A 22,113-nucleotide genomic window follows, 5' to 3' on the forward strand; every position below is an offset into this window, starting at 1 on the left:
CCCCCTTTGCTGATTTTAGCCGCCGCGCGCCGATTTATATACTGCGATGCGAATCTATGGCAAACGAGGAAAGGATGATGATAAGAAAACCACTGGCCCTGGCGTTAATCCTGGCGGCGCTGCCGGCCGCGGCAATGGCACAACGCTGCGGCGACCTGACGCTGGATGTCTGCCCAACGCCTTACGACCAAACGCTACCCGCCGCCAAAGATATGCTCAGCTGGGATCAGACTTCACGCGTGATTGGCTTTCGAAATGACTATCGCAACTATGCCGGCGATGTTTTCCGCCACGGCGCCTCGGCGCCGCTGGAACGCGCTGAAAAGCCATTGACCGATGCCCGCTATACCCTTAACGGCCACACCTGGACCCTGCAGGATTACCTGAAGCGCGAGAACGTCAGCGGTATGCTGGTGCTGAAAGACGGCAAAGTCGCCTGGAAATATCTTGGCGACGGCAACACCGATACCACCCTGTGGACCTCACGCTCGGTGGGAAAATCGGTGGTCTCGACGCTGGTGGGCATCGCCATTCAGCAGGGTAAGATCCACTCCCTCGATGATCTGATTACCGTTTATGAACCCGAACTGAAAGGCACCGCCTGGGACGGCGTGACGCTGAAGCAGTTGATGCAGCACACCAGCGGTGTGGAATGGAATGAAGACTACACCGACCCGCAGTCGCACTTCGCCCGCCTGACCCAGTGCGAGGCGCAGCCCGGGGCCTATGCCTGCGTGCGCAAGATCGTCACCGGCCTGGCGCGCAAACATCCGGCGGGCGAGCAGTGGTCCTACTCTTCCGGCGGCGCCTGGCTGCTGGGCGATATCCTGGAGCGCGCCACCGGCATGTCGCTGGCCGCCTGGCTTGAGCAGTCGCTGTGGCAGCCCGCCGGGATGGCCCACGACGGCGTATGGCATGCTTATCAGCAAGGGAAGCACGATGTCGGCGCCCACGGCTTTAACGCCACCCTTGAAGACTGGGGCCGCTTCGGAGAATTCGTCGCCCGCGATGGTCGGTTAAGCAACGGCAAACAGCTGGTGCCGGCGGGCTGGTTCGATCAGGCCGCAAGCTGGACCACTGCGCTAAACTCGGTCTCGGCGGCACATCCGCAAGGTATCTACGGCTATCAGTGGTGGAATAACGCCATACCGGCGAATGCGCAAAACGTCCAGCCGACGCCGCAGGAAGGGCTGAAAGACTCGCTGTGGGCGCTGGGGATCTACGGCCAGGTGATCATGGTGAACCGCGCGGAACACCTGGTGATCGTCCAGTGGTCGACCTGGCCGCAGGCGGAACCCTCCTTTAACGCCCAGCCGTTGGAAGCGGCGCTGATGTACAGCGCCATTGCCCGCGAGCTGCGTTAACCCTCCCTGCTCCTTGCCGCTCAGCCGGCGAGGAGCGTGTCGGCATTCAGCGCCAGGTGCTGCAGCAGGATAATGGTTTTGGCATCCATGATCTCGCCATCGCGAATGGCCTGCAGCGCCCGCGCCAGGGGCCACTCCAGCACTTCAATGTCCTCACCTTCCGCCGCCAGCCCGCCGCCGTCTCCCTGCCGGTCATCGGCCTGATATTCGGCGATAAAAAAGTAGAGTTTTTCGGTGACAGATCCGGGGCTCATAAAGACGGTGAAGAGGGGCTCGATGCGCGTCACCCGAAAGCCGGTCTCCTCTTCCGCTTCGGCAACGATCCGCGCCTCCGGCGTGGCGTTATCCAACAGCCCGGCCGCCGCTTCAATGAGATATCCGTCGTGACCGTGAGTAAACACCGGAAAACGGAACTGACGGGTCAGGACCACCGTCCGCTTTTCCCGGTTGTAGAGTAAAATGACCGCGCCGTTGCCGCGATCGTAGGCCTCGCGGCTCTGCTCCTGCCAGCGTCCGTCCCGGCGCTGCAGTTCGAAGGTATATTTTTTCAGCGTGTACCAGTTATCAGAGAGCAGCGTCTCGCGAACGTGACGGACGTGCGGTGCGTGAGTTTGCATGTTATATCCCCTTTCAGATGACAGCAGGCACCATAACATGCATAATCGTGCACAAACAAGATCACTCGTTAAGGAAAAATCATGCTCGCCAGTCAACGAAAACAGCAAATCCTGCAGATCCTTGCGGAGGAAAAACAGGTAATGTCCGGGGAGCTGAGCCAACGGTTTAACGTCTCTGAGGACTCCATTCGCCGCGATCTGCGCGAGCTGGCGGCGGAAGGAAAACTGCAGCGGGTCCACGGCGGGGCGCTGCCGGTCTCTGCCGCCATCGCCCCTATTGAAACACGCAAAAGCATGCAAATCGCCTCCAAACAGGCGGTGGCGCGCGCTGCCGCCGGCCTGATCCAGCCTGGACAGGTGGTGATTGTCGATGGCGGCACCACCACCGCGGCGATGATCGGCTTATTACCCGCCGACCTCAGCTGCACGGTGGTCACTCACAGCCCCGGCATCGCCGTGGCGCTGGTCGATCACCCGCGAATCGAGGTGATCCTGCTCGGCGGCAAAGTGTTTAAGCATTCGGTTGTCGCCGTCGGCCCCGAAACGCTGGAAGCAATGGCGCGGATCAACGCCGATGTGTTCTTTATGGGGGTGACCGGCGTCCACCCGCGAGCGGGTTTTACCACCGGTGATTATGAAGAGGCAGGCATCAAGCGCGCGCTGGCGGCCAGGGCCGCGGAAACCGTGGTGATGGCCTCCCGGGAAAAGCTCAACGCCGCGTCGGCCTTTGCCATCGGCGAGCTGAACCTCGCCAGTACGCTTATCGTCGATGGGGAGCCCGACGCCGCGCTGCGCCAGCGGCTGGTGCAGAGCGGCATGGAGATCGTCCCCGTTCAGCGGTCGCGCTGACGGGGCGTGGCGCTTAGTTGCCGCCGGACGTCCGGCGCTGCAGCTGGTCGCGCAGGTTCGGCGGGGTGCCCTTAATGGTCAGGGTATCGGTGGCGGGATCCCAGAATACGCGTTCGCCCAGCAGCATCGCGTCGAAGTTAATGGTCAAACCGCCGCCGCTGCCGGCAAACTTGGTCAGCTGACGTAAGGTGCTGCGATCCGCCGGGAAGCTCTCTTCCAGCTCGTAGCCCTGCTCGGCGGTGAATTCCTGGAAGCTCTTTTCGCTGACGCCGGCAAGCTCTTTGGACAGCGACTCCAGCTCAATCTCTTCCCCGGCCTGCAGCTGTTCATTGCAGTAAGCATAGACCTGCTGACGCACATTCTGTCGCTCGGATTTATCAAGCTGCGCGTCGGCGGCAAAGTCATCCACCGCCTGCAGCAGGCCGCGGTTCTGCGCTTTGGCGTTGAGACCTTCGCTGGCGCCGAGGAAATCCATGAAGAAATCGGCCACTTTGCGCCCCACCCGCCCTTTCAGGAAGGTCAGGTAGCGGGTCGACTCCGGATTGGTTTCCCACTCGGTCAGATCGATGCGCGCGACGATATCGGCATGGTTAATATCCAGATAATGGGTCGAGCGGATATCCAGCTCTTCGTTGACGCGCATGCTGCTCAGGTTATTGAGCACCGCCACCAGCAGATACTCGACCGCCAGGTAACGATACTGACAGAAGAGGACAATGCCCCCTTCGGCGAACGGGTATTTCGCCAGCTCATCGCGCAGGCGGCCGGTCGCCGCGCGGCTGAACGCCAGAAACTCCTCTTCCCCCTGACGCTGCAGGCGCAGCGCCTGCGCCAGTTCGCTCTCTTCATTGAACAAGCCATAGGCTTTGCTTTTGGCGCTATAAACCCGGTGCAGTTCAGCCATCATCTCGACGACCGTCGCGTTCGGCTCCAGCAGTGACTCGCGCAGCACCAGCTCCAGATTTTGTTCATCACGTTTGATTAACTGATGCAGGGCAATCTGGTCGATATCCAGACTCATGTTAAACTCTCCTTTTAGACCGGGCGGTATTCAACCACCGCCGGGTTGCCGACGCAACTGGCGCCACACATTTCGACGTCATGACTGACGATCGGTGCGCTTTTGCGCCGCGGCGAAAAAATGCGGAAAAAAAGCTGCTGCTACGGTAATATGTTGCCCTTTCACGAACAAACAGATTTTGAGTTTATGCCGCAAATTTCCCGCTATAGCGATCAACAGGTCGAACAGTTGCTCAGCGAGCTGACGAACGTCCTGGAATCACACAAAGCCCCGGTTGACCTTTCACTGATGGTGTTAGGCAATATGGTGACCAACCTGATCAACAGTAGCGTCGCGCCGGCGCAGCGTCAGGCCATCGCCCGTTCTTTCGCGCAGGCTTTGCAATCTTCGATTAACGACGATCCAGCGCATTAAGGATAACAGCAACAGTATATGGTGACTCTACGTCAGCCCTACCGAGAAAAAGTCTCCCAGATGGTTAGCTGGGGGCACTGGTTCGCCCTGTTCAACATGTTGTTGGCCATGGTGCTCGGCAGCCGCTACCTTTTTGTCGCCGACTGGCCGACGACGCTTGCCGGACGACTCTTTTCGTACGTCAGTCTCGTCGGGCACTTCAGCTTCCTGGTGTTTACCAGCTATGTGCTGATCCTCTTTCCGTTGACCTTTATCGTGGTCTCGCAGCGCCTGATGCGCTTCCTGTCGGTGATCCTTGCCACCGCCGGGATGACGCTGCTGCTGATAGACAGCGAGGTCTTTACCCGCTTTCATCTTCATTTAAACCCGGTGGTCTGGGAGCTGGTCATCAACCCTGACCAGAATGAGATGGCGCGCGACTGGCAGCTGATGTTTATCAGCGTCCCGGTCATCTTTTTGATTGAAATGCTCTTCGCCACCTGGAGCTGGCAAAAGCTGCGCAGCCTGACGCGTCGCCGCCATTATGCCCGCCCGGTCGCCTGGTTCTTCTTTTTGTCGTTCATCAGCAGCCACCTGGTCTATATCTGGGCGGATGCCAATTTTTATCGCCCGATCACCATGCAGCGAGCGAATCTACCGCTTTCTTATCCGATGACCGCCCGACGTTTCCTTGAGAAACATGGCCTGCTCGACGCCCAGGATTATCAGCGTCGCCTGGTGGAGCAAGGGGCGCCGGAGGCGGTATCGGTCCAGTATCCGCTCAGTAACCTGCGCTACCGCGACCTTGGCGCGGGCTATAACGTGCTACTGATCACCGTCGACAACCTGAACTACTCGCGGTTTGAAAAAACGATGCCGGCGCTGGCGGCGTTTGCCAAAGAAAACGTGAACTTTACCCAGCATATGAGCTCGGGCAATACCGCCGACAGCGGCCTGTTTGGCCTGTTCTACGGCATTTCGCCAGGCTATATGGACGGTGTCCTCTCGGCGCGTATTCCCGCGGCGCTGATCACCGCTCTCAACCAGCAGGGCTACCAGCTGGGCCTGTTCTCTTCCGATGGGTTTAGCAGCCCGCTGTATCGCCAGGCGCTGCTCTCCGACTTCTCGCTGCCGAGCGCGAAGACCCAGAGCGACGAGCAGACCGCCAATCAGTGGATCGGCTGGCTGGACCGTTACGCGCAGGATGAGAATCGCTGGTTCTCGTGGGTCTCGCTCAATGGCACCACCCTCGACGATACGCAGCAGCAGGGCTTTGTCCGCCGTTATAGCAAGGCGGCAGGCGACGTTGATGCCCAGATCGATCGGGTGCTGACCGCGCTGCGCGAAGCCGGCAAGCTCGATAATACGGTGGTCATTATCACCGGCGGCCACGGCAAGCCGCTTAACGTCAAACACGACCCGTTCGACTGGTCGCGCGAGCAGCTGCAGGTGCCGCTGGTTATTCACTGGCCGGGCACGCCGGCCCAGGAAATTGCCACCCTGACCGATAACAAAGATGTGATGACCACGCTGATGCAGCGCCTGCTTCACGTGTCGACGCCGGCCAATGAGTATTCGCAGGGGGAAGATCTGTTCAGCGCCGCGCGGCGTCGGAACTGGGTCACCGCGGCCAACGGCGATACGCTGGCCATTACCACCCCGGCTATCACCGTGGTCCTCAACCATAACGGCACCTATACCACCTGGAGCCGCGACGGTGAGAAAATCAAAGATCAGAAACCGCAGCTCAGCCTGTTGCTGCAGGTCCTGACCGATGAAAAACGCTTTATCGCTAACTGATTGATTAATTATGAATCAATCGCGCGCGACCCGCTTGCATTCGCCTGGGGAACGGGTAATATTGTTCCCCACGCGTCGGCACGTAGCGCAGCCTGGTAGCGCACCGTCATGGGGTGTCGGGGGTCGGAGGTTCAAATCCTCTCGTGCCGACCAAAAATCCCTGAGAAACCAGCCTTTTAAGGCTGGTTTTTTTATGCCCCTCTTTTACGCCTGTTCCCCTCAGCTCGTTGAATTTGTGCCCTTTCCGCGCCACAGCGTATAGAGTACGACTATCCTGATGGTAAATTACGTCGTAGCATCTATTATTCGACCGTATGACTCATAAGCAGGAGCGGATGACATGAGAGTTAATGGACTTACCAAAGGATTTTTCATCCTTATCGTCTTCATTGTAACCCTGGCCTTTTTTGATGTTCTCTCACCCTATTATTCCGCCATCCTCTGGGCCGCCATCCTCGCGGTGATTTTCAATCCGGTCAAAAACAAGATGCGCACCCGCCTCGGCGAACGTAACGGCCTTGCGGCGCTGATGACCATCGTCATTATCTGCCTTATCGTGTTCACGCCGCTGGCGATTATCCTGTCGTCACTGGCCTACGAGCTGAACGTGGTGTACAGCAAACTGCAGCATAACGATACCCAGTTCCCGACGGTGGTCGCCAGCCTGATCGCCCACCTCCCCGGCTGGGCCAGAAGCTTCCTCGCCGAACATAACCTGGATAGCGCGCAGCAGATCCAGCAGCAGCTCTCCGATGTCGCCCTGAAAGGCGGCCAGTATCTGGCCGGCAGCGCGTTTCTGATTGGTAAAGGCACCTTTGGCTTCACCGTCAGCTTCGGCATTATGCTCTACCTGCTGTTCTTCCTGCTGAAGGATGGCCCTCACCTGGTGCTGTTGATCCTCGAGTCTCTGCCGTTATCCAGCTACGTGAAGCAGCACCTGTTCGCTAAGTTCGCCGCGGTGGCTCGCGCCACGGTAAAAGGCACCGTCGCCGTGGCGCTGGCGCAGGGGGCGCTGGGCGGCTTTGCCTTCTGGATCGCCGGTCTGGACGGCAGCATTCTCTGGGGCGCGCTGATGGCGTTCCTGTCGCTTATCCCGGCGGTAGGCTCGGCCATTATCTGGGTGCCGGCGGCGATTTACCTGTTTGCCACCGGCCAGCTGTGGCAGGGCGCCTTTATCGTCGGCTTCTTTGTCATTGTGATTGGCCTGGTGGACAACATTCTGCGTCCGCTGCTGGTGGGCAAGGATACCAGGATGCCGGACTATCTGATCCTCATCGCCACCCTCGGCGGCATGGAGATCTACGGTATTAACGGCTTTGTTATCGGCCCGCTGATCGCCGCCTTGTTTATCGCCTGCTGGAATTTGCTGTCGGGGCGGGAACACGCTGGCAACACCGATGAAATCGATGAAGAATTTATTGAGGAAGCGAAAAATAGCCGTAATGAATAATTTCACCGGCTGGCCTCTGGCGGCCTGCCAGCGCCCCTGTTGCGCTCTGCGCGGCCGACGCCTTACCAGTAGATAACACTATTCATTTTGCAAAAATTGGTAAATAAATCTTAACATTTAGCAAAGTGATGATAGGCTATCTCTGTCAGGAACGAAAATAAAGGATGATCAACCGTGAAAAAAATCACTACGCTAGCCGTTTCTCTGCTGACCGCCGCCTGCATGTCTGCCGGCGCCCTGGCCGCAGACCAGCCGCTGGAAAAAGTCGCGCCGTTCCCGAAAGCGGAAAAAGGCATGAAGCGTCAGGTTATTCAGCTGCCGCAGCAGCAGGATGAATCGGCGCTGAAGGTTGAGCTGATGATCGGCCAGACGCTGGAAGTTGACTGCAACCACCATCGTCTTGGCGGGGAGCTGGAAAGCAAAACCCTGGAAGGCTGGGGTTATGACTACTATGTTTTTGATAAGCTGAGCGGCCCGGTATCCACCATGATGGCCTGCCCGGACGGCAAGAAAACGAAGAAATTTGTGACTGCCGGCCTCGGCGATGACGCCATGCTGCGCTACAACAGCAAGCTGCCGATCGTCGTCTACACGCCGACCAATGTCGATGTGAAATATCGCATCTGGCGCGCGGAGGAGACTATCGGTAACGCCGAGGTCCGCTAAGGCGCGCCATTAAAACGGCAATAAAAAAACGGCAGCCCGCAGGCTGCCGTTTTTGTCAGAGCGCGATATCCGCTATCGGCTTGCCGCCGCTCAGCGGCTTCAGCTCCGCCTGCGGGGCTTCATCCATCGCGGCGGCTGGCTCATATTTCAGCTCCAGCACTTCACTGGTCCACGCCAGCGCTTTCTCAATCTCCGCCGGGTTGCCATCAAGGCGAATACCGTAGGTCGGGATGATCGCCTTCAGCCTGGCCTGCCATTCCGGCGAATTAACTTTGTCCTTAAACACTTTTTCCATCAGCTGCAGCATGATAGGCGCCGCGGTGGAGGCGCCTGGCGATGCGCCGAGCAGCGCCGCGACGGTGCCTTCGTCATCGCTGACCACTTCGGTGCCCAGGCGGAGTACCCCGCCCTTCTTCGCATCGCGCTTGATGATCTGCACGCGCTGACCGGCCTGCCACAACCGCCAGTCCTCTTTCCGCGCTTCCGGATAGTATTCGCACAGCGCGGCCAGACGATCTTTATCTTTCTGCATCACCTGGCTAATCAGATATTTCACCAGATCGAAGTTGTCCAGGCCGACGTTGAGCATCGGCAGGATATTCGAGGTATTGGTCGAGGCCAGCAGATCCCACAGCGAACCGTTCTTCAGGAAGCGGGTCGAGAAGGTCGCGAACGGCCCGAACAGCACCACGCGTTTACCGTCGATAATACGGGTATCGATATGCGGCACCGACATCGGCGGCGCGCCCACTTCGGCCTGGCCGTAAACCTTCGCCAGATGGTGGTTTACCACCTCCGGATTTTCGCAGACCAGGAACTGGCCGCCGACCGGGAAGCCCGCATACTCTTTGGCCTGCGGAATGCCGGTTTCCTGCAGCAGGGTCAGCGCCGCGCCGCCGGCGCCGATAAAGATAAATTTGGCTTTAATAACCCGCTTCTGACGACGGTTGTCGGCATCCGCCAGGGTGACCGTCCAGCTCTTGTCGGCGTTGCGCTTGAAGCGACGCACCACGGTGCCCAACTGGAGGGAGAAATTATCATGCTTTTGCAGGCTGGCGATCAGCTGGCGGGTGATTTCGCCATAGTTGACGTCGGTTCCCACTTCCGTACGGGTGGCGGCCACTTTTTGCAGCGGGTCGCGGCCTTCCATCACCAGCGGCGCCCAGGCTTTGATCTGCTGATGGTCTTCAGAGTAACGAATGCCGCGGAACAGTTCGCTCTGCTGCAGCGCCGCATAGCGCGCGCGCAGGAAGTTGACGTTATCTTCGCCCCACACAAAGCTCATGTGCGGCACGCTGTTAATGAATGATTTTGGTTTGTTCAGGACGCCGCGCGTCACCTGATGCGCCCAGAACTGACGCGAGATGTGGAAGGCTTCGTTGATGTCGACCGCTTTGTCGATATTGATGCCGTTGGCGGTCTGCGGCGTGTAGTTCAGCTCCATCAGCGCCGCGTGGCCGGTCCCCGCATTGTTCCACCCGTTTGAGCTCTCTTCCGCCACGCTGGACATCTGCTCAACCATGGTAATAGACCAGTCTGGCTCAAGCTCCTGCAGCCAGGTTCCCAGTGTGGCGCTCATAATGCCGCCGCCAATCAACAATACATCCGTCTCTTGCTCATGGCGGGTGTTGGTCCGAGTGCTGTTGGGACCAACCGCCTGTGAGCGTGGTACGGCCATCTTTTTATTCATCGGATTTGAGCCTTACTTTACTCGCTGTTTTTATTTAGCGCAGGTGATACGATTCTCACCCCTCACGTTACCACCGAAGCTCAAAAATTTAAATATTGTTTAAATTTTAAGTTCTGTTTTGAGATCCGTTATAAAAATGTTTAATAAATGTATACAGCAAATCACTTTTTGTACTGGTGCGCTGGTAGATTCCGCGCTATCATCCCTGGTTTTGTGACAGACCGCACGGAAGCTGGGTCTGACACCGCTCCTCCTTTTTTTATAAGCTGCGAACTTTTTTTATGCCTCCAGTTTCTGACTCCGCCGCTTCCGGCAACCTGCGCCCGATCCTCCATTCTCCGTCGCTGCTGACGCGCGAAGCCCTGGCCGGCGTGCTCACCGCCCTGGCGTTAATCCCGGAAGTGATTTCGTTTTCTGTCATCGCCGGCGTTGACCCGCAGGTGAGCCTGATTGCTTCCGTGGTGCTCTGTCTGGCGATGTCGCTACTCGGCGGACGCCCGGCGATGGTCACCGCCGCCGCGGGCTCAGTAGCGCTGGTCATTGGCCCGATGGTGCATCAGCACGGCGTGGGTTACATTCTGCCAGCCGTCATTCTGGCGGGTATTATTCAAATTTTGTTTGGTCTGTGCGGCATGGCGCGCCTGATGCGCTTTATCCCCCCGGCGGTGATGACCGGGTTCGTCAACGCCCTCGGGATCCTGATTTTCTTTGCCCAGGTGCCGCACTTCTGGAGCCGCCAGCCGCTCATCGTCGGCCTGTTTGTCCTGACGCTGCTTATCGTCCTGTGGGCGCCGCGCTTTATTAAGGCTATCCCGGCGCCGCTGATCGCCATCGTCGCGCTCACTCTCTATACCGTCACCACCGGCCAGCTGCTGCCGACCGTCGGCGATGAAGGCTCGATGAGCGGCGGCCTGCCGGGATTCACCGCCCTGACCGTTCCCCTCAATCTTGCCACGCTGCAGATTATCTGGCCGTGCGCCCTCAGCATCGCCTTTGTCGGCCTGATGGAGTCTTTGCTGACGGCTAAGCTGGTGGATGACCTGACCCATACGCCGTCGAATAAATCGCGGGAGAGCGCCGGGCTGGGTATCGCCAACATCCTCGCCGGCTGTTATGGCGGTATCGCGGGCTGCGCGATGATCGGCCAGACCATCGTTAACGTGGAAATGGGCAAAGCCCGCAGCCGTCTCTCTACGGCGATCGCCGGTCTGGTGCTGCTCCTGCTGGTGACAGCGCTCAGCCAGGTGATGGCGAAGATCCCGATGGCGGTCCTGGCCGGGGTGATGGTGATCGTGGCGGTGAAGACCTTTAGCTGGCACAGCATTCGCCCGGGCGAGCTGGCGCGCAATCCGTGGCCGGAAACGCTGGTGATGCTGGTGACCGTCGGCGCGACGGTGGGAACCAGCAATCTGGCGATTGGCGTGCTGGCGGGGATCGTCGCGATGGCGATCATCCCCCGCCGCCTGCGGGCAAAAGCGCAGGCTACATCAGAAACAGCGTCGCCAGCCCCAGAAAAATAAAGAAGCCGCCGGTGTCGGTGATAGCGGTGATCATCACGCTGGAGCCGACCGCCGGGTCGCGCCCCAGCTTCACCATGACCATCGGGATTATGACGCCCATCATCGCCGCCATCAGCAGGTTGAGCATCATGGCCAGCGTCATCACTCCGCCAAGCTGCGGATCGTCATACAGCCACCAGGTGATGCCCCCCATGATCCCGCCCCACACCAGGCCATTAATCAGCGCAACGCCCATTTCACGCAGGATCAGGAAGGTAAAGCTGCCGGGCTGGATCTGCTGCAGCGCCATCGCCCGGACGATCATGGTGATCGTCTGGTTGCCGGTATTGCCGCCGATCCCGGCGACGATCGGCATCAGCGAGGCCAGCGCCACCAGCTGAGAAATGGTGTGTTCGAAGCCGTCGATGACCCTGGAAGCGATAAACGCCGTACACAGGTTGACCGCCAGCCACGCCCAGCGCGTTTTCACCGCCTTGCTGACCGGGGCGAAGACATCTTCTTCATCGCTCAGACCGCCCATCCGCCGCAGATCGTTGTCGGTCTCTTCATAGACCACATCGACGATCTCATCGATGGTCAGACGGCCGATCAGCTTACCATCGGCATCGATAACGGCGGCGCTGAGCAAGTCATCACGTTCGAAGGTGCGCGCCACCTTCTCCGCCTCTTCGTGCGGCTGAAAGGTGACCGGATCGCCCTCCATCACCTCCCCCACCCGCTTCTGCGCATCGTTGAGCAGAATGGTCTGCAGCTCCAGCTCGCCGAGCAACAGCTTATTGCGGGTGGTGACAAACAGTTTGTCGGTGTTCTCCGGCATTTTACCGAGACGCCGCAAATAGCGCTGGACCGCCGCCAGGGTGGCCTCCGGCCGCACCGTAATGACCTCAAACTCCATGATCGACCCGACACTGTTGTCGGCGTAGCGCATGATCTGGCGAATACGGGCGCGCTTCTCGGCCGGCAGGGTCGCCAGCAACCGTCCGGTCAGGTTGCGCGGCAGATGCTGCAGCAGGTAAACCTGTTCATCGATATCCAGCGGCTGCATCGCCTGCAGCAGCTCGTGGTCGCTCATCTTATCGATGAGGTCGCCCCAGACGTTTTCTGAGGCTTCCAGCAGCACTTCGCCGCGTTTATCGTCGGGCACCTGGCACCACAGCGCGGTGCGGGCGTCATAGGGGAGCGCTTCCAGCGCATCGGCGAGATCCGGCGGCGGCAGATGCGAGACCAGGATTTCCACTTCGGCCAGGTCATCGGCGAGCGTACCTTCATCGTAACGTTCTGCCAGCGTCAGTTTGCCCAGCAGCGCAGAGGTCACCGCTTTATCGGTGCTCAACAGCCAAATCAGACGGGCGCGCTCTTCGTCACGCAAGCGGGCGCTTTTTTTATGCAAAACGGACATCGGTCGGGCAATCCTTTTGAGAATAGTGAGCCGGCCTGCGGGCCGGAAGCCTTAAGCATAGCGCGAGGAGGGGGAAATAATAACCGTCAGCAATGTAGACGCTGAAAATTTCAGCGGCGCCCGGGCTTTCCCCGGGCGCACAGCGTGAATCAGGCCGTGCGGGCCACCGCATCGCGGGAGGCCTGCGCCCGCTCTTCGCCGGTGAGCTCTGACAGCTGGCCGGCACGCATTTCCAGCAGGCGATCGGCGTGCTGGAAGTAGTGATCGTCATGGCTGATGGCGAACACGGTTTTCCCCATCTGCTTCATCAACGGCAGCAGGACCTGGTAGAACTCGCGGCGGAAATGCGGATCCTGATCCGCCGCCCATTCATCCAGCAGAATGATATCCCGGGACTCGGCCAGCGCCAGCAGGAGCGCCACGCGCTTCTTCTGCCCTTTCGACAGCCGCAGGTCGCCGATCTTACCGTTTTCCAGCTGCAGCTTGTGGGCCATTTGCAGACGCTCCAGCCACGTTGCCACCAGCGCCGGATCGGCCTCCTCGCCCTGCGGCCCGAGCAGACGGTCGAACAGCCAGACGTCGGTAAACACGGCGGAGAACAGTTTGCGGTACGCCTCCGGTTTATCCGCCGCCAGCGGCTGGCCGTCCACCAGAATCTGACCGGAAACCGGCTGATACAGGCCGGTCAGGAGCATCGCCAGGGTTGACTTGCCGCTGCCGTTGCCGCCGATCAGAAACACCAGCTCGCCGCGGTTTAGCGTCAGATTAAGCGGCCCTACCGCAAAGCGATGGTCCGGATAATGGAAAGTGACATCGCGCAGCTCCAGCGTCTGCCAGTCAGCCTGCGGCTGCGGCCGGGGGAAATCGGCCCGGTAAGGGGCGAGGGAGAACTGGCGCAGCTTGTTGAACGCCACCTGGGCGCTCAGCAGCGTGGGCAGCGCGCCGACGGCGGAGAGCAGCGGCGTGCGCAAAAACAGCAGCGTCAGGGAGTAGGTCGCCGCCACGGCGGTATCGGCCCAGCCGAGGCTGTTGGCCATCCAGAACACCAGCCCGATGGCGCCAAGCATCATAATATTCGACCAGTTGACCGCGCTGAGATGGAAGGTATCGGCGCGAACGATGTGATGCCGGTACTCACGGGCGTCCGGGAGGTAGAGCTGATTAAACACATACTCCGCGCGCTCGCGGTTGAGGGTCAGCTCTTTGCGCCCTTCCAGCACCGTCTGGTAGTCGTGATAGAGCTTATCTTCCGTTTCGCGCAGGCTGGCCATATGTCTGTAGACCCGCGACACCAGCACAAAACCGCCCCAGATGGTGAGCGCCATCCACAGGGCCGTCACCAGCATCATTTTTCCTGACAGCCAGGCCAGATAAGCGGCGGAGCCGAAGGTGAGAATGATCCCCTGCACCAGCTCAGGGAGGCGTACAAAGGCGATGGTAATATTGCGGATATCGCTGGTCAGCCCGGCAAGCAGCGACGCGCTGCCGATCTTCTCCACCTGTTCAATCTGGGTATCGAGGATGCGTTTCACAAACTCGCCGCGCAGGCGATAAACAAAATGATGGCCGAGGGTGGTCAACGCCAGCTGCGAGCCCAGGGTCACCGCCATCAACAGCCCCAGCAGGCCAAGAAATTCCGGCAGCACCCGCAGCGAGGTATCGACAGTGGCGATCAGGCGCAGGTTAATAAAAGCGATTAAGCCGATACCCAGCGCGGCGCTGAGCAGGCTGAGGGCAATAACGCCCAGAAACGGCCAGCGATACTGGCGCCAGACGAGAGAAAGAAGTTCCATAACAGGCTATCCGGAAAAGCAAAACAGCCAGCAGTTTAAACGGCTCGCCGGTGACATCAAGAATAATTCTTATTTTAATCGCCGGGACGGCCCGCCTGCCGAAAGGTGAGGTTATATCGACAGTCTCCGGTCTCGGGATGATGGCCCGCTTTCAGCGGCTGAACGCCATGATAAAACAGGCGCGACTCCCCGCCCCAGACCACCACATCGCCATGCTCCAGCAGCAGCCGCTGCAGCGGGTCGCTGCGCTGCAACCCACCAAACTGAAAGATGGCCGGCACCCCCAGCGAGACCGAGACGATCGGCGCCCGCAGATCCTGTTCATCTTTATCCTGATGCAACGACAGCTTTGCGCCGGGCTGGTAGCGGTTAATCAGACAGGCGTCGGGGGAAAAGCCCGGGTAGCCGCCGGCCGCGGCTGCCGCCAGCGCCAGTTCACGGAATACGGCCGGCATCGGCGGCCAGGTGTGATGAGTTACCGGGTCGACCGGGGCGTAGAGGTAGCCGTGGCGATCGGTGGTCCAGCCCAGCCGGCCGCAGTTGGTCATCGCCACCGACATGGTGTACCCGCCCGGCGTGACCATCTGGCGAAACGGCGACTGACGGGCGACGTCGGCAATCGCCTGCAGCAGCCCCGGAGCGCGCTCGCGGGCAAAGCGCCGAAGGACCACCGCGCCGGGGGCCAGCGGCTCCTGCCACGGTGGGGTATCGCTAAACAGATCGAGCATTACTCCTCCTCTCGTTGCGCCTCGCGCGCCAGCAGCTGCGCTTTTCGCGCGGTTCCCCAGCGATAACCGGACAGCGCGCCATTCTCACGCACCACCCGATGGCAGGGAACGATCACCGCCAGCGAATTCGCCGCGCAGGCGCCGGCCACGGCTCTTACCGCCCGCGGCTGGCCAATATGCTCCGCCACCTGGCGGTAGCTGCGGGTCTCACCCGCCGGGATCTGCCGCAGCGCCTGCCAGACCTGCAGCTGGAACGCGGTGCCCTGCAGATCCAGCGGCAGCGACACCGGCCGCCGGCTGTCGTCGAGGTGGGCGAAAATCTCCGCCATCTGACGACGAAACTCAGGGTCGCCCTGGCGCAGCTCGGCGCGGGGAAAGCGCTGGCGCAGATCGTCGAGCAATGCAGCATCGTTATCACCCGGCAGCACGGCGCAGACGCCGCGTTCGCTTTGCGCCACCAGGCAGCGGCCCAGCGCGCAGTCGCCCGTCGTCCAGGTCACCACGGCGGCGGCGCCGCCGCGGCGAAACTGGCTGGCGGTCATCCCTAAGGCGGCATCGGCCTGGCGATAATAGCTGCTGCTGTCGGGGAAGCCGGCCGCCAGCGCGGCGCGGGTCACCGGTTTCCCCTGCTCCAGCGCCTCGCGCAGGCGTCGCGCGCGCCACGCCTGCTGCCAGGCTTTGGGGGTCATACCGGTCACGGATTTGAATAAACGGTGGAAATGAAACGGGCTGACCGCCAGCTCGCGCGCCAGCGCCTCGAGGGTCAGGGGCGCCTCCTGCTCCAGCAAGCGACAGGCCTGCGCCACTTTATCGATCCTTTGCTGCTGCGGGCAGTCTTTATCCGGCTGGCAGCGTTTGCAGGGGCGGAATCCCGCCGCCACGGCAGCAGCGACGTCAGCAAAAAAGCGCACGTTTTCCCGCCGCGCGCGCCGCGAGCGGCAGGAGGGACGGCAGCAGATGCCGGTGGTCAGTACCGCAAAGACGAACTGACCATCGGCCCGGGTATCACGCTCGCAGACCGCCTGCCAGCGGCGGTCATCGGTATCGGCAACTATCGGTTTCATCACGGGTCTCCTGCTGTAAGTGTATCCTCAGTCTGCGGTAAAGCCCGCCGCAAAAAACCCGCAATCTTGCTTTTTAATTTTTTTCGCCGACGAGGAAGGTACGGAACTGCGGCGACATCCAGGTTTTAAAGCCCTCCCCCTCTTTGACGATCATGTAGACCGCCAGCCCCTGCTCGCGCACCACCTGCTGCGCTTTTTCCGGCCCCAGCACCATCAGCCCGGTATCCCAGCCGTCCGCCTCCAGCGCCGTTGGCGCAATAACGGTCACCGAGACCAGCTTATGGGTTATCGGCTGCCCGGTCTGCGGGTCGATGACGTGAGAGATACGTTTCCCGTCGAGTTCATAGTAGTTGCGATAGCTGCCGGAGGTGCTGATGCCGTGGCCATTGATGTCGACAATCGCCTGAACGGCGTTTTCCCGGTCGGTCGGTTTCTGGATCGCCACCCGCCAGGGCTTGCCTTCGCCATTCATCCCGCGGCTGACCAGCGCCCCGCCCACCGACACCAGATAGCGGGAGATCCCCTCCTGCTCCATCAAGCGCGCAAGGTGGTCGGCGGCATAGCCTTCCCCCACGGTGGAGAGGTCGACAAACAGATCGGGAATATCTTTTTGCAGGAACTGCCTGCCGCTCTGATTGATAACCTGCAGATGCTGCAGGCCGGTGCGCGCTTTCGCCGCGGCGATCGCCTGCGCATCCGGGGTGGCGACCGGCTGTTTATCCGGGCCAAAGCCCCACAGATTGACCAGCGGCCCCACGGTGATGTCCATCGCGCCGTCCGTTTTGGCGCCAATCCGCAGCGACAGGGTCACGATGTCCGCCATCGCTTCGCTCACCGGCCAGGGCCGGGTATCCGCCGCGTGGTTGAAACGCATCAGCGCCGAGTCGTTTTTCCAGGTCGACAGCAGGCGATCCTCGGCGTCCAGCTGGGCCTGAACCTTGGCGCGCAGCGCCTGGGCCTTTGCCTCATCCACGCCGATAACGCTGACCCGCCAGAAGGTGCCCATCGTTTTACCATCCAGTACGGTGGCCGTTGAGGCGGGTGTCGCGGGAGTGGTGGCTGAATCGCAGCCAGAGAACAGTACGCAGGCGCCCAACAGCGCGGCGCGAAAGAAAGTCATATCCATTAATCGAGGCTCCTCTTACCAGGGCGACAAGAGTATACCAGCGAGGTTAAACCAGACATAAAAAAAGGCGCCAGAGGCGCCTTTTTGTTATACAGCTTGCAACTTAGAACTGGTAAACCAGGCCCAGGGCAACCACGTCGTCGGTAGAAACACCGGCGTTGCGGGTGAAGCTGTTGTCGTCCAGCAGGTTGATTTTGTAGTCAACATAGGTGGACATGTTTTTGTTGAAGTAGTAGGTCGCGCCAACGTCAACATATTTCAGGATGTCCTGGTCGCCGTAGCCTTCCAGATCCTTACCTTTAGACTGCAGGTAAGCGACGGACGGACGCAGACCGAAGTCGAACTGGTACTGAGCAACCACTTCGAAGTTCTGCGCTTTGTTAGCAAAGCCCAGAGAACCAGCGCGGGTCGCGTTGTAGGTCTGGGTGTACTGAGTGGCCAGGTAGATGTTGTTCGCGTCGTATTTCAGACCGCCGGTGTAGGTTTCAGCGTTGTCGCCGTTACCCAGAACCAGGTTGTTCTGATCGTCGGTACGTTTAGAGTGAGAGTACGCGAAACCAGCGCTGATGCCATCAAAGATGTCATAAGTTACAGAGGTACCGAAGCCGTCACCGTTCTGTTTCTGAGCGCCACGACCGTTGTTGGTCGCGCCTTCGCCGCTGACGCTGCCGTTTTTACCCTGGTACTGCAGAGCAAAGTTCAGGCCGTCAACCAGACCGAAGAAGTCAGAGTTACGGTAGGTTGCAACGCCGTTAGCACGGGACTGCAGGAAGTTGTCAGAACCGTAGGTGTCGCCGCCGAATTCCGGCAGAACGTCGGTCCAGGACGTTACGTCGTATACTACGCCGTAGTTACGACCGTAGTCGAAAGAGCCCGCGTCGCCAAATTTCAGACCGGCGAATGCCAGACGAGTCCAGGCCTGATCGCTGGAGCTTTCAGTGTTGTTCGCCTGAACGTTGTATTCCCACTGGCCGTAACCGGTCAGCTGGTCGTTGATCTGAGTTTCGCCTTTCACGCCTACACGCATGTAGGTCTGGTCGCCGTCGACGCTCTTGTCGTCAGAGAAGTAGTGCAGACCGTCAATTTTACCGTACAGGTCTAATTTGTTGCCGTCTTTGTTATAAATTTCAGCCGCATTTGCTGCGCCTGCTACCAGCAGAGCCGGTACCAGGAGGGACAGTACTTTAACTTTCATGTTATTAACCCTCTGTTTGTTATATGCCTTTTATTATGCCACTGCTTACTGATTACCCTTCTAATCAGTCGGCTATTTCATTGTGCTGCAAAATGCAGAATAATCCAACAAGAATATGATACTAAAACTTCTAAGATGTTTCAAAGTTCCCACAAGATGTTTCAATTTGTAAATGTAGCGGAACTTTTTTTCACCCCAAAATGGCCAGGGAAATACGCACTAATAATCAAAAAAATTATTTAGCCATTCAAAATCAATATGATATACAAAACCAAGCCTATAGCACTGAATGGTAAAACAAAATGATCATTGGTGACTAAAATAAGAGTCGCTATCATCATTAACTTTATTTATTACCGTCATTCAGTTCTGAATGTCTGTTTACCCCTATTTCAACCGGATGCCTCGCATCCGGTTTTTTTTACCCTTCTTTACACAACTTTAATTTATCTGTGCTACAGCCAATGATTCCCTAACGACTATTAATCAATCAATTAGGCCGCCTTTCGTGCTTATTCTGCCAATGTCTTGTTATTTCGTGCGATTCTTCGCTTTTGTTTCTGCCAATATCGTCAGCTGTCAGCCTTGCGGACGCGGTTTCATTTACGCTTCGTTTCTAAGATAATTCCTGGGCGGTATCGCGCCGCTGGCGCCAATCTGTAGTATGGATTTACGCCATTAGCCTTTATACTGCCTGCAGCATCTGCTTTGTTGCCAGTTACTCTGGCGCTACATCCTGTTTATAAACAATGATGAGTCGTTCAGCCACAAGATGACCCCGAAAAAATTCTCTCTGATCCCCGGCAACATCAGCCGCTTCTTCATTTTGATGGTTATTGTCCTGCTGGCGACGATGGGGGTGATGATTCAAAGCGCCGTCAATGCCTGGCTGAAAGAGAAAAGCTATCAGGTGGTTGATGTCTCCCATGCCCTGCACCAGCGCATTGATACCTGGCGCTATGCCACCTGGCAAATCTACGACAATATCGCCGCCACCTCTTCCAACACCGCCAGCGGCGGCCTGCAGGAGACGCGTTTAAAGCAGGACGTGTACTATCTGGAGAAGCCCCGACGTAAAACCGAAGCCCTGATCTTTGGCTCCCACGACAGCTCGACCCTCGAGATGACGCAGAAAATGTCCGATTATCTGGATATTTTGTGGGGCGCGGAGACCATTCCGTGGTCGATGTACTATCTCAATGGTCTGGATAATAGCCTGATTCTCATCTCCACCCTGCCGTTGAAGGACCTCTCCTCAAGCTTTAAAGAGTCAACCATCAGCAGCGTGGTGGAATCCCGGCGCGCGGAAATGCTGCTGCAGGCCAACACCCTTGATGAGCGCGAGACCTTCTCGCCGCTGCGCCATCTTGCCTGGCAGAACGCGCACTACTTTACGTTACGTACTACCTTCAATCAGCCAGGACACCTGGCGACAGTGGTCGCCTTCGACCTGCCGATTAACGATCTGATCCCGCCGGGCATGGCGCTGGACAGCTTCCGTATCGAGCCTGATCCCTCGCAAAATGTTGCCGCCAGCCCCGAGAAAGAGGCTAGCGATCATATCGGGATCACCTTCAACGGCATGCAGATTGACATCGCCACCGACATCAGCACCACCGGTATGCAGGTGCTGTGGACGGTCCCGATGAGCACCATGCTGCTGGAGTCCCTGCAAAACATTCTTCTGCCGCTGCTGCTTAACATTGGCCTGCTGGCGCTGGCCCTGTTCGGTTTCACCACCTTTCGGCATTATAAAGGACGCAGCAGCGCCTCGGGCGCCGGGCTCCCCTCCGCCGCCAATAGCGAACTGCGTTTACTGCGCGCCATTAATGAAGAAATTGTGTCTTTGCTGCCGCTGGGGCTGCTCGTCCACGATCAGGAAGCCAACCGAACGGTGATCAGCAACCCGATTGCCGACCATCTGCTTCCGCACCTGAACCTGCAGAACATCACCAACATGGCGGACCAGCATCAGGGGGTGATCCAGGCCACCGTCAACAACGAACAGTATGAGATCCGCCAGTATCGCAGCCAGGTAGCGCCGCGCACGCAGATCCTGATCATCCGAGACCAGGACCGCGAAGTGCTGGTCAATAAAAAGCTCAAACAGGCCCAGCGCTTGTATGAGAAAAACCAGCAGGGCCGGGCGGCCTTTATGCAGCATATCGGCAGCGCCCTGAAGCAGCCCGCACTGAACCTGGCGGCCGAGGCAGCGGCGCTCGACGGCGCGGAGAACCGGACGCTGGCGCAGCATGCCGATGAGCTGGTCACACTGATCGATGACATTCAGCTGGCTAACCTGCTGGAAAGCGATGCCTGGAAAACCAGCCAGTCGCTGTTCTCGGTGCAGGAGCTGATCGACGACGTCGTACCGGAGGTGCTGCCGGCGATGAAGCGCAAGGGGCTGCAGTTGCTTATCAATAACGCGCTGCCTGCCGGCGAGCAACGCTATGGCGACCGTGAAGCGCTGCGGCGCACGCTGGTGCTGCTGATCCAGTATTCCGTCACCACCACGCCGATCGGCAAGATCACCCTCGACGTCTGCCAGGAAGAGTCGGCCAGCGATCGCCTGACCTTCCGCATTCTCGATACCGGCAACGGGGTCTCGGCTAACGAGATCGACAATATGCACTTCCCGTATCTCAATGAGACCCAGAGCGATCTGTACGGCAAAGCGAACGCCCTCACCTTCTGGTTATGTGACCGCATGACGCGCAAGCTGGGCGGGCAGTTGACCATCAAAGCGCGGGAGTCGCTGGGGACTCGCTATAGCCTGCATCTGAAAATGCCGGCCAGCGAAGAGGCGCCAGAGGCGGGAGAACATCTGCTGGATGACGTTATCGTCCTGCTGGATGTGACCTCCAGCGAAGTGCGGCGGATTGTCACCCGCCAGCTGGAGAGCTGGGGGGCGTCCTGCATCACGCCGGACGATCGGGCGACAAGTCAAGCGTTCGATCTGTATTTAACGGATAATCCGTCTAATCTTACTGCTTCGGGCTTGCTTTTAAGCGATGATGAGGTTGGGATACGCAAAATCGGCCCGGGCCAACTGCGGGTCAACTTTAATATTAGCACGGCGATGCAGGAGGCTATCCTGCAGCTTATTGAGCAGCAGCTGGCGGAGGAGGCGGTTCAGCCCGCCACCTCAGGAAACGAGAGTAACGCCGAACTCCATGCCAGCGGCTATTACGCACTGTTTGCCGATACGGTACCGGATGATGTTCAGAGATTGTATACTGAAATCGAAGCGGGCGATTTTGCTGCTCTGGCACAAACCGCCCACCGCCTCAAAGGGGCATTTGCTATGCTTAATCTGATACCCGGCAAGCAGTTATGTGAAACGCTTGAGCATCTGATTCGCGAAAAGGATGCGCAAGGCATAGAAAAATATATCAGCGACATTGACGCTTACGTCAAGAGCTTGCTGTAGAAGGTAGC

The 22,113-nt window shown here is 58.8% G+C and carries 17 protein-coding genes and 1 tRNA gene; 9 read left to right on the forward strand and 9 right to left on the reverse strand.

The genetic code is table 11. The annotated features are described in order from the left end of the window. The first annotated feature begins 77 nt into the window (after nucleotides 1-77). Nucleotides 78-1,364, forward strand: coding sequence for a serine hydrolase domain-containing protein (locus ACLH1U_RS16265; RefSeq protein ID WP_085551293.1), 1,287 nt, complete (start codon nucleotides 78-80; stop codon nucleotides 1,362-1,364). A 20-nt stretch (nucleotides 1,365-1,384) separates the two neighbouring features. On the opposite strand, the gene ACLH1U_RS16270 is transcribed toward ACLH1U_RS16265, so the two are convergent. Then, nucleotides 1,385-1,981, reverse strand: a complete 597-nt coding sequence (locus ACLH1U_RS16270; RefSeq protein WP_085551292.1) for an NUDIX domain-containing protein — start codon at nucleotides 1,979-1,981, stop codon at nucleotides 1,385-1,387. Between the two features lie 81 nt (nucleotides 1,982-2,062). On the opposite strand from ACLH1U_RS16270, the gene ACLH1U_RS16275 reads away from it, so the two are divergent. Further along, nucleotides 2,063-2,830, forward strand: a complete 768-nt coding sequence (locus tag ACLH1U_RS16275; protein WP_411299343.1) for a DeoR/GlpR family DNA-binding transcription regulator — start codon at nucleotides 2,063-2,065, stop codon at nucleotides 2,828-2,830. Between the two features lie 13 nt (nucleotides 2,831-2,843). On the opposite strand, the gene yejK is transcribed toward ACLH1U_RS16275, so the two are convergent. Further along, the gene (gene yejK / locus ACLH1U_RS16280) at nucleotides 2,844-3,851 is read right to left on the reverse strand and encodes a nucleoid-associated protein YejK (RefSeq protein WP_004144267.1); all 1,008 of its coding nucleotides are present in this window, start codon (nucleotides 3,849-3,851) and stop codon (nucleotides 2,844-2,846) included. A 186-nt stretch (nucleotides 3,852-4,037) separates the two neighbouring features. On the opposite strand from yejK, the gene ACLH1U_RS16285 reads away from it, so the two are divergent. The 5 genes from ACLH1U_RS16285 to eco all read left to right on the forward strand — a co-directional run bounded on the left by ACLH1U_RS16285 (nucleotide 4,038) and on the right by eco (nucleotide 8,160). After that, nucleotides 4,038-4,265, forward strand: a complete 228-nt coding sequence (locus ACLH1U_RS16285) for a YejL family protein (RefSeq protein WP_004195346.1) — start codon at nucleotides 4,038-4,040, stop codon at nucleotides 4,263-4,265. Between the two features lie 18 nt (nucleotides 4,266-4,283). Next, a complete protein-coding gene (gene yejM, locus ACLH1U_RS16290) occupies nucleotides 4,284-6,044 on the forward strand; it encodes an LPS biosynthesis-modulating metalloenzyme YejM (RefSeq protein ID WP_049013176.1) in 1,761 nt (586 codons plus the stop codon). Between the two features lie 76 nt (nucleotides 6,045-6,120). Continuing rightward, nucleotides 6,121-6,197 (forward strand) — tRNA-Pro (locus ACLH1U_RS16295). A 187-nt stretch (nucleotides 6,198-6,384) separates the two neighbouring features. Beyond that, nucleotides 6,385-7,494: an AI-2E family transporter gene (locus ACLH1U_RS16300; protein ID WP_048336221.1), complete on the forward strand. Its 1,110-nt coding sequence runs from the start codon at nucleotides 6,385-6,387 to the stop codon at nucleotides 7,492-7,494. A 174-nt stretch (nucleotides 7,495-7,668) separates the two neighbouring features. Beyond that, a complete protein-coding gene (eco, locus tag ACLH1U_RS16305) occupies nucleotides 7,669-8,160 on the forward strand; it encodes a serine protease inhibitor ecotin (RefSeq protein WP_023290474.1) in 492 nt (163 codons plus the stop codon). Nucleotides 8,161-8,215: 55 nt separating this feature from the next. Here eco and mqo read toward each other — a convergent pair whose 3' ends face one another. Then, complete coding sequence (mqo, locus tag ACLH1U_RS16310) at nucleotides 8,216-9,850, reverse strand: malate dehydrogenase (quinone) (protein WP_032453547.1); 1,635 nt, start codon at nucleotides 9,848-9,850, stop codon at nucleotides 8,216-8,218. 281 nt (nucleotides 9,851-10,131) lie between these two features. On the opposite strand from mqo, the gene ACLH1U_RS16315 reads away from it, so the two are divergent. Then, a complete protein-coding gene (locus ACLH1U_RS16315; RefSeq protein ID WP_322358167.1) occupies nucleotides 10,132-11,370 on the forward strand; it encodes a SulP family inorganic anion transporter in 1,239 nt (412 codons plus the stop codon). Here ACLH1U_RS16315 and mgtE read toward each other — a convergent pair. The 6 genes from mgtE to ompK36 all read right to left on the reverse strand — a co-directional run bounded on the left by mgtE (nucleotide 11,333) and on the right by ompK36 (nucleotide 18,675). Beyond that, nucleotides 11,333-12,769 carry a magnesium transporter gene (gene mgtE, locus ACLH1U_RS16320; protein WP_023290477.1) on the reverse strand — a complete coding sequence of 479 codons (1,437 nt, stop codon included), beginning with the start codon at nucleotides 12,767-12,769 and terminating at the stop codon, nucleotides 11,333-11,335. The two genes, ACLH1U_RS16315 and mgtE, sit on opposite strands and share 38 nt — an antisense overlap. Nucleotides 12,770-12,918: 149 nt before the next feature. Then, nucleotides 12,919-14,562, reverse strand: a complete 1,644-nt coding sequence (locus tag ACLH1U_RS16325; RefSeq protein WP_023290478.1) for a multidrug ABC transporter permease/ATP-binding protein — start codon at nucleotides 14,560-14,562, stop codon at nucleotides 12,919-12,921. 74 nt (nucleotides 14,563-14,636) lie between these two features. Next, nucleotides 14,637-15,290, reverse strand: coding sequence for a DNA oxidative demethylase AlkB (gene alkB / locus ACLH1U_RS16330; protein WP_032453549.1), 654 nt, complete (start codon nucleotides 15,288-15,290; stop codon nucleotides 14,637-14,639). Beyond that, the gene (gene ada, locus ACLH1U_RS16335) at nucleotides 15,290-16,354 is read right to left on the reverse strand and encodes a bifunctional DNA-binding transcriptional regulator/O6-methylguanine-DNA methyltransferase Ada (RefSeq protein ID WP_023290480.1); all 1,065 of its coding nucleotides are present in this window, start codon (nucleotides 16,352-16,354) and stop codon (nucleotides 15,290-15,292) included. Before ada ends, alkB begins: the two co-directional genes overlap by 1 nt. A 73-nt stretch (nucleotides 16,355-16,427) precedes the next feature. Beyond that, nucleotides 16,428-17,480 carry an FAD:protein FMN transferase ApbE gene (gene apbE, locus ACLH1U_RS16340; RefSeq protein WP_411299344.1) on the reverse strand — a complete coding sequence of 351 codons (1,053 nt, stop codon included), beginning with the start codon at nucleotides 17,478-17,480 and terminating at the stop codon, nucleotides 16,428-16,430. Between the two features lie 103 nt (nucleotides 17,481-17,583). Next, the gene (gene ompK36, locus ACLH1U_RS16345) at nucleotides 17,584-18,675 is read right to left on the reverse strand and encodes a porin OmpK36 (RefSeq protein WP_044524243.1); all 1,092 of its coding nucleotides are present in this window, start codon (nucleotides 18,673-18,675) and stop codon (nucleotides 17,584-17,586) included. 772 nt (nucleotides 18,676-19,447) lie between these two features. Between ompK36 and rcsD the strand changes: the two genes are divergently transcribed. Beyond that, complete coding sequence (gene rcsD / locus ACLH1U_RS16350) at nucleotides 19,448-22,105, forward strand: phosphotransferase RcsD (RefSeq protein WP_023290483.1); 2,658 nt, start codon at nucleotides 19,448-19,450, stop codon at nucleotides 22,103-22,105. Nucleotides 22,106-22,113: the final 8 nt, after the last annotated feature.

This window comes from Klebsiella sp. 1SOBk5mer (assembly GCF_046603115.1).
GTDB lineage: Bacteria > Pseudomonadota > Gammaproteobacteria > Enterobacterales > Enterobacteriaceae > Klebsiella > Klebsiella quasipneumoniae.